General features: G+C 72.5%; 9 protein-coding genes. 4 read left to right on the top strand and 5 right to left on the bottom strand.

All coding sequences use genetic code 11. The features are described from left to right. Positions 1-73: 73 nt before the first annotated feature. From BCD48_RS00120 to sdhC, 3 genes are all read right to left on the bottom strand, one after another. The gene (locus tag BCD48_RS00120; protein ID WP_241841398.1) at positions 74-1,036 is read right to left on the bottom strand and encodes a succinate dehydrogenase/fumarate reductase iron-sulfur subunit; all 963 of its coding nucleotides are present in this window, start codon (positions 1,034-1,036) and stop codon (positions 74-76) included. 2 nt (positions 1,037-1,038) lie between these two features. Continuing rightward, entirely contained in the window at positions 1,039-2,961 is a 1,923-nt protein-coding gene (locus tag BCD48_RS00115) for a fumarate reductase/succinate dehydrogenase flavoprotein subunit (protein ID WP_071046149.1), read from the bottom strand. Between the two features lie 264 nt (positions 2,962-3,225). Continuing rightward, positions 3,226-4,050, bottom strand: a complete 825-nt coding sequence (gene sdhC / locus BCD48_RS00110) for a succinate dehydrogenase subunit SdhC (protein WP_071046148.1) — start codon at positions 4,048-4,050, stop codon at positions 3,226-3,228. A gap of 753 nt (positions 4,051-4,803) precedes the next feature. Here sdhC and BCD48_RS00105 point away from each other — a divergent pair. Then, positions 4,804-6,180: an alkaline phosphatase PhoX gene (locus BCD48_RS00105; protein ID WP_071046147.1), complete on the top strand. Its 1,377-nt coding sequence runs from the start codon at positions 4,804-4,806 to the stop codon at positions 6,178-6,180. Between the two features lie 217 nt (positions 6,181-6,397). After that, complete coding sequence (locus BCD48_RS00100) at positions 6,398-7,534, top strand: amidohydrolase family protein (RefSeq protein ID WP_071046146.1); 1,137 nt, start codon at positions 6,398-6,400, stop codon at positions 7,532-7,534. A 162-nt stretch (positions 7,535-7,696) separates the two neighbouring features. On the opposite strand, the gene BCD48_RS00095 is transcribed toward BCD48_RS00100, so the two are convergent. Then, entirely contained in the window at positions 7,697-9,487 is a 1,791-nt protein-coding gene (locus BCD48_RS00095) for an adenine deaminase (RefSeq protein ID WP_071046145.1), read from the bottom strand. 331 nt (positions 9,488-9,818) lie between these two features. On the opposite strand from BCD48_RS00095, the gene BCD48_RS00090 reads away from it, so the two are divergent. Together BCD48_RS00090 and BCD48_RS00085 are read left to right on the top strand one after the other, a co-directional pair. Further along, positions 9,819-10,532, top strand: a complete 714-nt coding sequence (locus tag BCD48_RS00090; protein ID WP_241841397.1) for an NADPH-dependent FMN reductase — start codon at positions 9,819-9,821, stop codon at positions 10,530-10,532. A 245-nt stretch (positions 10,533-10,777) separates the two neighbouring features. Next, positions 10,778-12,046, top strand: coding sequence for an ABC transporter substrate-binding protein (locus tag BCD48_RS00085; protein WP_071046144.1), 1,269 nt, complete (start codon positions 10,778-10,780; stop codon positions 12,044-12,046). 74 nt (positions 12,047-12,120) lie between these two features. On the opposite strand, the gene BCD48_RS00080 is transcribed toward BCD48_RS00085, so the two are convergent. Continuing rightward, positions 12,121-13,350, bottom strand: coding sequence for a CAP domain-containing protein (locus BCD48_RS00080; protein ID WP_071046143.1), 1,230 nt, complete (start codon positions 13,348-13,350; stop codon positions 12,121-12,123). Positions 13,351-13,673: the final 323 nt, after the last annotated feature.

Raw genomic sequence — 13,673 nt, 5'->3', positions numbered from 1 at the left:
CCGGCACCCGAAGCCAGAACAGACCAGTCCCGGCCGAGTACACCAACCCCGAAACCAGCCCCGGGAGGGCCCCCTAGGGCTCGACCAGGCCGGGCCCGGCCGGGGTCCCTGCCGGATCGACGGACGGGGTCCCTGCCGGATCGGCGGACGGGGTCCCTGCCGGATCGGCGGACGGGGTCCCTGCCGGATCGGCGGACGGGGTCCCTGCCGGATCGGCGGAGCCGATCTGGGAGGTCGTGATCTGGGAGGTCGTGATCTGGGAGGTTCGGGGCGCGGAGCGTCCGGCGCGGGACGGCCGCAGGCGACGGCCGAGTGCGGCGATCGGGTCGAAGGAGGCGTCCGCCACCCGCTCCTTGAGTGGGATGATCCCGTTGTCGGTGATCTTGATGTGTTCCGGGCAGACGTCGGTGCAGCACTTGGTGATGTTGCAGTAGCCGATGCCGGCCTCCGCGCGCAGCAGGTCACGCCGGTCGTTCGTGTCCAGCGGGTGCATCTCCAGCTCCGCGTAGCGGATCATCAGTCGCGGCCCGGCGAACACCCTCTTCTTGTCCTCGTGGTCGCGGATCACGTGGCAGACGTTCTGGCACATGAAGCACTCGATGCATTTGCGGAACTCCTGGACGCGGTCCACGTCCACCTGCTGCATGCGGTGGTGCCCGTCCTCGCCGGTTGGCCGGCCCGGCGCGAAGGTGGGCACCTCCTCGGCCTTCTCGTAGTTGAAGGCCACGTCGGTGACGAGGTCGCGCACCACCGGGAACGTACGCAACGGGGTGATGGTGATCGTCTCGCTGGGGGCGAAGAGGTTCAGGCGGGTCATGCACATCAGCCGAGGCTTCCCGTTCACCTCCGCCGAGCAGGAGCCGCACTTGCCGGCCTTGCAGTTCCACCGGACGGCCAGGTCGTTCGCCTGGGTGGCCTGCAGCCGGTGCACGGCGTCGAGGACGACCATGCCCTCCTCGACCTCGACGGTGAAGTCCCGTAGTTCGCCGCCCTCGGCGTCGCCGCGCCACACCCGCATAGCCAGGTCGTAGCCCATCGTCAGGCGTTCCTCTCGTTGTTCGTCCCGGCGACCGGGGGCGTCTCGGGTGGGGTCTGGGTCTTCTCCGCGTCGGCCGGCTGCGGGGGCACATCGGATGGCGGCGGGTCGAACAGTGAGGTGAGCTCGGGCGGCATCTCGGGCAGCGGCTCGGCGGCGAGATCGACGGCGCCGTCGCGTAGCCGGACCACGTGGTTGATCCTGGCGAACACCGGGTCGGTGCCCGGGTAGTCGTCGCGGGTGTGGCCGCCGCGGCTCTCTCGGCGGGCGAGCGCCGCGGTGGCTACGCACTCGGCGACCAGCAGCATCGAGCGCAGGTCGAGCGCCAGGTGCCAGCCGGGGTTGTACTGCCGGTGCCCCTCGACGGCGACCCGCTCGGCGCGCTGGCGCAGCTCCCCGATCTCCTTGAGGGCCTGGGTCAGCTCGCGCTCGGTCCGGATGATCCCCACCAGCGACTGCATCACGGCCTGCAGGTCGGACTGCAGCTGGTAGGGGTTCTCGGTGTCGCCGCCGGTCGCGGCCCGCTCGAACGGGGCGAGCGCCCGCGCCGTGGTCTCGGCGATCTGGGTCTCGTCGGGCGCCGGGCGGTCGGTCGCGGCGAGCGCTGTCGCATAGGCGGCGGCGCCGGCACCCGCGCGCCGGCCGAAAACCACCAGGTCCGACAGCGAGTTGCCACCGAGCCGGTTCGACCCGTGCAGCCCGGCGGCGCACTCGCCGGCCGCGTACAGCCCCGGCAGCGTCGTCGCCTGGCTCTCCGGGTCGACCTTGATCCCGCCCATCACGTAGTGGCAGGTCGGGCCGACCTCCATCGGCTCCTTGGTGATGTCGACGTCGGCCAGCTCCTTGAACTGGTGGTACATCGACGGCAGCCGGCGCCGGATCGTCTCCGGGTCGCGGCGGCTGGCGATGTCGAGGTAGACGCCGCCATGCGGCGTGCCGCGGCCGGCCTTCACCTCGGAGTTGATGGCGCGGGCGACCTCGTCACGCGGAAGCAGCTCCGGTGGGCGCCGCGCCGTCTTCTTGTCGGTGTACCAGCGGTCGGCCTCCTCCTCGGTGTCGGCCGTGTCCGCGGCGAACACCTCGGGGATGTAGTCGAACATGAACCGGCGGCCCTCGGTGTTGCGCAGCACGCCGCCGTCACCGCGCACGCCCTCGGTGACGAGAATGCCGCGCACCGACGGCGGCCAGACCATTCCCGTCGGGTGGAACTGGACGAACTCCATGTCCATCAGCGCGGCGCCGGCGCGCAGCGCGAGCGCCTGGCCGTCGCCGGTGTACTCCCAGGAGTTCGACGTCACCTGCCAGGACTTCCCGATACCGCCGGTGGCGAGCACCACGGCCGGCGCGTCGAACCGGACGAACGTGCCGGTCTCGCGCCAGTAGGCGAAGACGCCGGCGACCCGCTCGCCGCCGGTCGCCGGGTCCGGCGCGGTCAGCAGCCGCTGCACGGTGCATTCCATGAAAACGTCGAGCTTCTTCGCGACGACCCGGTTCTGCAGGGTCCGGATGAGCTCGAGGCCGGTGCGGTCGCCGACATGGGCGAGGCGCGCGTAGCGGTGGCCGCCGAAGTCGCGCTGGAGGATCTTCCCGTCGGGGGTGCGGTCGAAGACGGCGCCCCATTCCTCCAGCTCCCAGACCCGGTCCGGGGCCTCCTGGGCGTGGATCTGCGCCATCCGCCACTGGTTGAGCATCTTCCCGCCGCGCATGGTGTCGCGGAAGTGCACGCGCCAGTTGTCCTCGGGCCACACGTTGGCCATCGCGGCGGCCATGCCGCCCTCGGCCATCACGGTGTGCGCCTTGCCCAGCAGGCTCTTGCACACGATGGCGACCCGCGCGCCCTGCTCGTGCGCCTCGATCGCGGCCCGCAGGCCCGCTCCGCCGGCGCCGACCACCACGACGTCGTAGGTGTGTGTCTCGGCTGTCACAGGTGTTTCCTTCTCTCGTTCCTGGCGTCTGGCTGGCGAGCTCGGGCGGCCTCGGCCGGAGCCGCGCGAAAATGGCGAAGCCTCGCGCCGGGGTTCCTGCCGGATCGACGGAGCTTGCGGAGTCGGTCTGGGAGGTCCGGGAGGCCGCTCACGAGACCTCCAGCCGGAGCGCGACAGTGGCGGAGCCTCATGTGGCCCAGGCCGCTCACGCGATCTCCGGCCGGAGCCGCGCGACGATGGCGAAGCCCGCGCGGCGGAGGCCGTTCATGAGACCCAGTGCGCGTCGGTGAGATGGCCGGACGCGACCAGCCAGATGTAGAAGTCGGCTACCATGATCCACAGCAGGCTCGCCCAGGCGAAGAACATGTGGTGCCGGTTGAGCACCGAAAGCCTGGCCCAGACCCGGCGGCGCAGCGGGGCCGCGGACAGCTGCTTCAGGCCGCCGCCGCACAGGTGCCGGCACGAATGGCAGGAAAGCGAGTACAGCCAGATCAGCGCCGCGTTGACCACCAGCACGCCGGTCCCCACGCCGATGCCGAAGTGGCCGTCATAGATGAACGCGAGCACGGCGTCGTATGTCAGCAGCCCGGCGAAGATGACCGCGAAGTACCAGAAGTACCGGTGGATGTTCTGCAGGATCAGCGGGAAGCGGGTTTCGCCCTGGTAGCCGCGGCGGAAGTCCGGCACCGAGCAGGCCGGCGGCGCCCACCAGAACGAGCGGTAGTAGGCCTTCCGGTAGTAGTAGCAGGTGAGCCGGAAGCCGAGTGGGAACACCAGGATGATAAGCGCCGGCGACACCGGCGATATATCGCCGAAGATATGCGGGGTCGCGTTGTCCAGACAATTATCCGTCAGGCACGGCGAGTAGAACGGCGAAAGGTACGGGTCGTGGAAGTAGTTCCCGTTCCGTAGCGCGGCCCACATTCCGTAGACGACGAATCCCGCGAGCACGACGACGGTCACCAGCGGTTCCACCCACCAGTTGTCCTTGCGCAGGGTGCGCGCGCCGACGGCCGCGCGGGGCGCGGGTACTGGGCGTGGGGTGACGGCCGGGTCCGCGGTCGGCGCGGGTCTGGTCCGAACGGGCATACATGTCTCCTCGGCTCCTGGCGCCGCGGTTTCGCCTCCCTCGCCGGATCGCGCGCGCGCCGACGGGCGTCCCGCGGCGGACGCGGGTTCCACGCGGGCCCGCGCAGGTGCGGCGCCGCGCGGCCCGTGGCGCGCGGCGGCGCGGACCCTCCGCCCGGACGCCGGTACACCATGGCCGAGGCATAGAGGGTCCGTGTGCTGCACATCACGGCCCACGGCGCAGTCTGGCCGAACTCGGATCAGATGGCCAGAGTCTTTGCGGAACGTGTTCTCATCCGCCGCGGACGAATCGGCCCGCGCCGGGCACTGTCTCCCCTCATCGCCCCGGCCCGCGGCCCTGGCGGGCCGCCGCGCGGTCGCCGCCGGTTCGGCCGGGTGGCCGCCCGCCGGGTGCGTTCTACACCGTTGTAGAAATATGTCGGTGCCCGGTGCCGCCGCCTTCGGGTTCGCGCCGCCGGGCCGCCGCCCGGTTTCCGCCGACGCCGACTCCGTCGGCGCGACGGCCAACCGCCGTCCCGACGGATGGCCGTTCCGGCTGGAAGACGTCACTCCTCGCCCGCGGAGACCGTCACCTCGCCCCGCGCCACCCTCCGCGCGGGGCGAGGTGACACCGGGAAACCGGTCGCGCCGCGTGGGCCACCCGGTGTGACCCGTCACGCGCCGGTCGACTGTGCTACCTCGGTCCTTCCGCCTACCGTCGTCGACTGGACACCTGGGGCTGGAAGCCTTACCGCCGGCCGAAGGAGGTTCCACATGTCTGTCAATCGTCGTCACGTGCTCGGCACCGGCGCTGCTGGTCTGGGCATCGTTCTCACGGGTTCAGTCGGTTCCGTGTTCGGTGGTACCGCGTACGCGGGCGGCCCGCAGGGCGGCCAGGGCCACGGCCCGGTCTTCAAGGGCTATGGTGACCTCGTCGCCGACCCGAACGGCGTCATCGACCTGCCCAAGGGCTTCAGTTACACCAAAATCTCCGTCCGGGGCACGCCGCTGGCCGGCGGCGGTGTCAGCCCGACCCTCCAGGACGGCATGCACACGTTCCCGGCCGGCCGCTACACCGCGATCGTCCGCAACCACGAGCTGGGCCACGAGGCGAACTACCCGGTCCCGCATGTCAAGGGCCTCACCTACGACGAGGGCGCCGACGGCGGCAACACCGTCCTCGTCGTCGACGGCGGCAAGCTGATCTCGGAGAAGGTGGGCCTCGCGGGCACCGTCCGCAACTGCGCCGGCGGCCCGACCCCGTGGGGCACGTGGCTGACCTGCGAGGAGACCGAGCTCGTCCCCGTCGGCGACCCGTTCGACCCGGCCAACGCCGGCAACCACGACGCGAAGCTGACCAAGCGGCACGGCTACGTCTTCGAGGTCGACCCGTTCGGCCGGCTGCACGACGCGGCGCCGGTGCCGCTCGCCGCGCTCGGCCGCTACGCCCACGAGGCCGTCGCCGTCGACCCGAAGACCGGCATCCTCTACCTGACCGAGGACGCGAGCGGCCCGTACGGCCTCGTCTACCGGTTCCTGCCGAAGCGGCCGATGGGCGGCCCCGGCAGCCTGCGCGCCGGCGGCAAACTGCAGGCCATGTTCGCGGGCGGCCTGGCCGACCTGTCCGGCGTCACCAAGATCGGCACCAAGCTGGCGGTGACGTGGGTCGATGTCCCGGACCCGGACGCCACCACCACGTCGGTGCGTAAGCAGTTCACCGCGGGCACGGTCTCCCAGGTGCCGAAGGCCGAGGGCATCTACTTCCGGGACGGCTCGGTGTACGTCGTCTCCAGCTACGCCAAGGCGGCGCCCGCCGCCGGCCTCCACGAGGGCCAGGTCTGGAGGTTCGACCCGAAGAGGAGCACCATCGAGCTGGTAGTGCGCTTCGCGCCCGGCGGCGCCTTCGACGGGCCGGACAACATCCACATCTCCGCCTGGGGCGAGATGATCCTCTGCGAGGACGGCGACGGCGACAACCATCTCGTCGTCATCGGCGACGACGGCAACCCCTACCCGCTGGCCCGCTCGGTGAGCCAGACGGAGTTCGCGGGCGCCACCTTCTCGCCGGACGGCAAGTACCTCTACGCCAACCTCCAGGGGGATGGCATCACGGTCGCCATCAAGGGCCCGTGGCAGTCCGACCGTCACTAACGGTCTCGTAGCGCGGATGGCCCGGCTTGGGCGGACATCTCCGTCCCGGCCGGGTCCTTCTCGTCCGTGACACTCGCGTGGAGCCATCCTGTGGCGCCCGTGGAGCCATCCTGTGGCGCCCGTCGCGGCCATCCTGTGGCACATGCGCGCGGCCGCCCACGGTTCGGCGTGGCCGAGTAGGCAGTCGTCCACGACCGGGTGCGATAAGCATTGTCCCGTGGCGAACTCATCGCGGTCACCCTCCCGGGAAGTCCTGCGGCTGGCCGGCCCCGTGCTGGCCGGGCCCGAGGACGTCCGCGACGAGCTGTGGGTCGTCGGTGGGAGGATCACCTTCTCCCGGCCCGCCGCGCCGGCGGAGACGGTACGTGGCTGGGTGCTGCCGGGCCTCGTGGACGCGCACTGCCACGTGGGCCTCGACGCGCATGGCGCGGTCGACGAGGAGACCACGCTCGCGCAGGCGCTCGCGGACCGCGACACTGGCGCGTTGCTGCTGCGCGACGCGGGCTCCCCGGCCGACACCCGTTGGATCGACGACCGTGAGGACCTGCCCCGCCTGGTGCGGGCCGGGAGGCACATCGCGCGGACCCGCCGCTATATCCGCAACTACGCCGAGGAGATCGAGCCGGAGGGGCTCGTCGCCGAGGTCGCGCGGCAGGCGGAGCGCGGCGACGGCTGGGTGAAGCTCGTCGGCGACTGGATCGACCGGTCCCTCGGAGACCTCGCCCCCTGCTGGCCGGCGGACGCCGTCGCCGAGGCAATCGTGGCGGCACACGCCGCCGGCGCCCGGGTGACGGCGCACTGCTTCGCCGAGGACGCGCTGGCCGACCTCGCCACCGCGGGCATCGACTGCGTCGAGCACGCCACCGGCCTCACCTACGACACCATCGCGCTCTTCGCCGCCCGCGGGATCGCGATCGTGCCGACGCTGGTCAACATCGCCACGTTCCCCGGAATCGCCGCCGATGCCGAGGGCAAGTTCCCGCGCTACGCCCAGCACATGCGCGCCCTGCATGCCCGCCGGTTCGAGACCGTCGGCGCCGCCTACGACGCCGGCATCCCGATCTACGTCGGCACCGACGCCGGCGGCTCGCTGCCGCACGGCCTGGCCGCCGCCGAGGTCGCCGAGCTTGTCAGGGCCGGTCTGCCGCCGGAGGCCGCCCTCGGCGCCGCGGTCTGGTCGGCCCGTGCCTGGCTCGGCTACCCCGGCCTGGAGGAGGGCGCCTCCGCCGACCTCGTCGTCTACCCGGACGACCCCCGGGCTGACGTCGCCGTCCTCGCCGCCCCCGACCTGGTCCTCCTGCGCGGCCACCCCGTCGCCGGCGCGGGCGCCGGCGCCACCGTGCCGGCCGCCTGAGCCGCCTGGCGCCCGAGCCGGCCGCGAGAGCCGACCTCATCCGCGGCCGGGTGAGGCTGGGCCGTGTCTGACGGCCTCCGGCCACGCGAGGCTCCGCCGTCATCGCCGCAGGGGTCCCCGAAAGATCGGCGCCAGCCGGTCTTTCGGGGGAGCGACTTTGGCCTAGCCGCCGGAGGTGAGGAGGGGGGAGGCGATGCGCTCGCCGGTGGTGCCGTCGATGAGGCCTAGGTCGGTGACGTGCGGGCCGGGCAGGCAGGCGAGCGAGGCGACCATGACGGTGAACAGCGGCTGGGTGAGGATCCGGAGTGTGAGGCCGACCGCGGCGGCCGCGTCCTGGACGGCCCGCTGGGCCTCGGCCACCTCGGCCGCCGGCAACGGCGACAGCAGCCCGGCGATCGGGAGCGCGACCCGGGCCACCACCTTGCCGCCGGACGCGACCGCGACGCCGCCGCCGTCCGCGATCACCTGGTTCGCCGCGGCCGCCATGTCGACCGGGTCGCGGCCGAAGACGACCAGGTTGTGGGTGTCGTGCGAGACCGACGTGGCGACGGCGCCCGTCCACTCTCCCCAGCCGGAGACCAGCGCGGCCTGCGGGCGCGGGGCGATCCGGCCGTGCCGGTGCACCGCGACCTGCAGCATGTGCCCGTCGGGCGGCACCACCACGCCGTCGCGGACCTTGGCATCGACCTCGCCCCAGGTGGTGAAGACCGGGCCCGCGAGCACCCGCAGCCTCGTCGTGCCGTTGTAGACCCCGCCAGGCAGGTGGCCGACCCGCAGCACGAAGTGGTCCGGGGTGAGCGGGTCGATCTTCATGGTGTCCAGTGGCGGCACGCTCGGCCCCTCGACCACCGGGACGACCATCTCGCCGCCGGAGGCCACGTGCTGGCCGGCGGCGAAGACCTCGTCGACGGCGACCGTCGCCAGGTCGGACAGGATGATCAGGTCAGCCTGCCGGCCGGCGGCGACCAGGCCCAGGTCGGTTCGCCGCAGCCGGTAGGCCGCGTGGTAGGTGGCGATCCGCAGCGCGCGCACCGGGGCGAGGCCGTAGCCGACCAGGCGGCGCAGCAGGTGGTCGATGCCGCCGTCGGTGAGCAGCGTCAGCGCGAACAGGTCGTCGGTCGCGGCGCACAGGTGCGTCGGCAGCTCCGGCAGCGCGTTCAACTCGGCGACCAGGCCGGGCAGGAGATGCTCGAACGCGCCACGCAGCTCGACGGTCAGGCCGGCGCGCAGCTTCTCCATGGCGTCGTCCTGCGTCACGATCTCGTGGTCCGAGGTGATCCCGGCCGCGAGGTATGCCTGCAGCTCGGCGCCGGTGAGGCCGGCGGCGTGCCCGCTGACCAGCTTCCCGCTGGCCAGGCCCGCGGCCACGACGTCGACCATCCGCCCGTCGCTGGTCAGTACGCCGAGCATGTCCATGACCTCGGCGAGCCCGCCGACCTCCGGCCAAGCGAGCATCTCGGCGACCTCGGGCCCGTGCAGGTCCGCCCCGGACAGCTCCAGGCCCGGCATCGGCGGCACGCACGACGGCGCCTGGACGATGAAACGCACCGGCAGCCCGCGGCTGGCCTCCACGGCGTAGCGCACCCCGGCGACGCCGGCGACGTTCGCCAGCTCGTGCGGGTCGCCGAAGATCGTGGTCGTGCCGCGCGGGCAGACGGCCGACGCGTATGCGCCGGGCGTGAGCATCGAGCTCTCGAAGTGGACGTGCATGTCGATGAGGCCCGGGGCGATGAACCGCCCGGTCGCGTCGAACGCGTCCAGCGCGTCCGTCCGGCTGCCGCTCGGGTGGACCGAGGCGATCAGCGGGCCGACCAGCCCGACGTCCGCCGGCCGCACCTCGCAGGTGCCGACGTCGACGACACTGCCGCCGGTGATGAGCAGGTCGAACGGCCCGACGCCGCGAGCGGCGTCGACGGCGCGGCGGCGAAGGGCCGGGTCGACAGCGTCGTTCATGGGGTCAAGCTAGGCCGCGGCTATTACAACTGTCCGCCGATTCCGCTCACCGTTGTTACGGGACGCTGGCGACCGAGACCGCCGCGGACCGTCACCGGTCCTCGTCTGGTGACGGCGCATCGGCGCGGTGCCACCCCGGCCACCTCGTCAGCCCGGAACCGGCCCGGCCACCGTCAACTGCCTAAGCACGGAACCCCGCGGGAGGGCAACTTGGCGCCCGCCAAGCCACCGGAGCGTCATGGGACAAACATGCCTACTTACCCCCGTATTGGCCGTGGGCGTGACAGCCATAGGCTCATTGCATCACGGCTGGTCGGGAGGGAGCGGGCTGGTGGACGGCTTCGGGACGGGCCCGTCGGTGGTGCGCGACGGTTCCCCCTTGACGGTCCGTCGCGGCAAGGATGCGTCGGCCGATCGCATACCTCCTCCCGGGCTCGAGCGCCGCAATTCCGGTCTCGGCCCGGGGCAGTCGGGGCGGCGCCGGCCGCTGATCGTCGGCATCGGCGGATCGGCGCGGAGCGACTCGCCGACCATGCGGGCGCTGGGCGCCGCGACCCGGATGCTCGCCCAGGCCGGCGCCGAGACGGTCATGCTCAGCGTCGCCGAGCTGGATCTGCCGCCCTACCAGCCGGACGGCAAGGAGCGCTCCCCGGCGGTCCGCCGGCTCGTCAGCGAGGTCCGCCGCGCGGAGGGCCTGGTCATCGCGGCCCCGGACTACCACGGTGGCACGTCCGGCGGGCTCAAGAACGCTCTCGACTACCTGTGGGACCTGGGCGAAACGGCCCGCCCGGGCCTGGATGCCCGCCCCGTCGGGCTGCTGGCGTGCGACGAGGGGCCGGGCGCTGGTGGCGCGCTGGCCACGCTGCGGGCGACGGTGCACGCCCTCGGCGGCTGGCCCACGCCGCTCGGGGTCAGCCTGGGCAGGCAGGAGTGCGCCACGATCGACCAGTACGGCGCCATCTCGAGCCCGGCCATCGCCGGCCGGTTCGACACACTGACGGATCAGATCATGGGCTTCGCCTACGCCTGGTCGCATCTGATCTGAGGGCGATCCCTGATCTGACGATGATCTGGGTGCCTTCCGCCGGGCGTTCGCGCCCACCCTCACGTAACGGGCAAACCGGCGCCAGCTAACGTGTCGTTGCCCTGACCGCCGCGCCAGGAACACCCGCGAGTCCAACGGATGCGCGCGGTTGTGGCGCGCTGGCCGCTCCCCGCGGCCAGGCGGCGCGCGGTCGAGAGCTCACAGTCGACGAGATCTCCGTCGATGAGGATTGAGGAGGGTCCCTGGTGGGACGACGGCACATGCTTCGCCTGGCCGCCGCGGCGCTCGGCTCCGCCCTGGCGCTGGCGGCCTGCAGCGAGTCCGGCGGCGACGGCGGCGGCGGAGGAGGAGGCAGCACCCCGGTCGCGGCCGGGGCCTCGGTGAAGCTGATGGCGATCCTGCCCACCGGGACGGCCGGCTCCAACTACCCCGACATCCTCGCGGCCTCCAACGCCGCGGTGCGCGGGCTCAACGCCCGTGGCGGGATCAAGGGGCACAAGGTCGAGCTGGTCTACTGCAACGAGAAGAACGACGCCGGCACCGCCAAGTCCTGCGCCCAGCGGGCGGTGGACGAACATGTGCTCGCCGTTGTCAACGAGGTCAGCGCGACCGGCGGGATCATGCCGATCCTCGAGGCCGCCAAGATCCCGTCGATCGGCTCCGGGGGCATCTCGATCGACCAGTCGGAGCTCTCCTCGCCGGTCAGCTTCATGCTCAGCCCGCTGACCGACTATCCGGCGGTGTGCCCGGCTCTGCTGAAGAAGGCGGGCGCGACGAAGCTCGGCGCGGTCGGCTACAGCCTGCCCCAGGCGGACCGGCTGATGAAGATGGCGGAGATCGGGGCGAAGGACGCCGGTTCGCCGCTCGCGCTCGAGCCGCGGGTCCCGATCGACACCAGCGACTTCACGCCGACCGCGACCCAGCTCAGCCGGGCCGGCGTGAACGGTACGGTCCTCGTCGTCGTCGACCAGGGCGCCTACGCGGTGATCAAGGGCGGCGGCGCCGGTGGCGGCAAGTACTGCCACGCGCTGGGTGTCCTCTCCCGGAACTGGCTCATCGAGGAGGGCGCGGCGGCCGACTCGATCGTCTTCGCGAGCGCCTTCCCGGAGCTCAGCCAGACCGGCCAGTTCCCCGAGCTCGCCAGGGCGGTCCAGGAACTCGACGCGGAGGCCGCGGCCGGTGACGCCGACGCGGCGACGGACAAGCGGATCAGCTCGACGAACACCGTCGGCTCGTGGCTGTCCGTGCAGGTCGTCGAGAAGGTCGCGAACGCGATCCCGGGTGACGAGCTGACGTCGGCGGCGCTGCTCGACCAGCTCAACAAGACCTCTGGCCTCGACCTCGGCCTGCTGCCGCCGCTGGACTTCTCCAAGCCGTCGCCGATCCCCGGCGCGCAGCGGCTGTTCAACACCACCATGCGCGGCGTGCGCTGGGACTCGGCGACCAAGACCTACGTACCGCTCGGCACCGAGGCCTACGACGCCCTGAAGATCCTCACCCAGACCGGCACTTAAGCGCTCTGACAACAGTCCGTGCTCGGATGGTGAAACGGTGGGAAGGGCGCAAGCGCCCTTCCCACCGTTTTGCTTTACCAGGTGCGGGGGGTGCCGAAGACCTGGGTCCAGTAGCAGCCGTAGACGTCGTCGCTGACGGCGTAGCCGACGCCGATCTCGGTGATCTCGGGCAGGAGGATGTTGCGGCGGTGGCCCGGGCTGTTCATCCAGCCCGTGACGACCTCGGCCGGGGTCCGCTGACCGGCGGCGATGTTCTCGGCCACCGTCGCGTACTGGTACCCGGCCGCCTCGACCCGGTCGGAGACCTGCCTGCCCTCCGGGCTGCTGTGGTCGAAGAACCGGCGGCGGGCCATGTCGGCGCTGTGCGCCGCGGCCGCGATGGCGAGCCTGGGCTCGGGCGCGAGCGGACGCAGGCCGTGGCGCTCGCGCTGCTGGTTCGTCAGCATGATGACCTCGGCGAGGCGGTCGGCGTCGCGCGGTGAGACCGGTGCCCATGGCGGACCTGGTTCGGCCCGTTGGCCGGGCGGGCTGGGCGGCATGGGCATGGGCATGGGCGGCGGGCCGGCGGCGGGCGGCGACGGTGGCCGCGCGGGCCAGGGCGGCGGCGCGGGCGCGGGGCTTCTCCGCGGCCCGGGCCGCGGCGGGCCGGCAGGCGTCGTCGCGGGTGCCCTGGGTGCCCGTCGATCAGGCGGGGCCGACGGGACGGGACGTCCCGGTGCCCGCGGCTCGCGGGCGGTGGGCACCGGCGGGGCCGGCTCGGGCTCCACATCGACGCCGAAGTCGCGCGCGAGCCCGGCCAGCCCGTCCGCGTACCCCTGCCCGATCGACCGGATCCGCCACCCGCCGGCCCCGCCACCGCCGGCGGCGGCCCTCCCGGCGGCGGGGCCAGCGGATCCGCGCTGGTAGAGCTCGCCGACGAGCAGGGCGGTCTGCGGCCCAAGCGGCGGCGGCAGCAGCCGGACAACGGTGATGCCGGAGGTGCCATGCACGGTCGTCACCGGAGCTGGCAGCCGGCCGAACGGGGTGACGCGGTCCGCGGGACTCGCCACCAGCACCACCCGTGCCGCGCCAGGGCGCAGCCGCCGCGGGTCGACGGTCAGCTCGTCGCCACCGCCACCAGAGGCGGCGGGTGTGAGCCGGAGGCCCGCCGCCGTCGGCTGGTTGTAGAAGACGAAGTCCTCGTCGCCGCCGACCCGGCCGCCGTCGCCGATGACGAGCGCCGACAGGTCGAACGGTCCGCCCAGCCGGACGCGGATGGCGCCCGCGGGCAGCGGCGCGTTGGCCCCCGCCACCAGTTCGAGCATGCGCACCCCCTTGGACTGTTCAACGATCGACGCCGGCCCGGGTTCCGCCGGGGCGCCACCCAGCTGTTTCGGACGGTCGCGCGGCCGAGGGCTGTGACGACTCCCGCCGACGGATGGTCACTCGGTCGTTTCATTCCGTCGCATGGTCGGATCTCGCTTCCGAACCCTGCCCTCGAACCGCGCCAAATGGGTAGCGCGACCGCGTTCTCCGGTCACGCCGGCGGCGGTTATCCAGCGTGTGGTCCAAGGTGCGTGAGCATGTCATTCCCGCCGGCGACCGGAGGCTGTGGGAGATCTTGGCCGAGTGTTGCGCGAGCATGTCG

The organism is Pseudofrankia coriaricola (genome assembly GCF_001854805.1).
Taxonomy (GTDB): Bacteria; Actinomycetota; Actinomycetes; order Frankiales; family Frankiaceae; genus Pseudofrankia.
The sequence above is the reverse complement of the archived record's forward strand: the minus strand, read 5'-3'. Positions and strand labels throughout refer to the sequence as shown.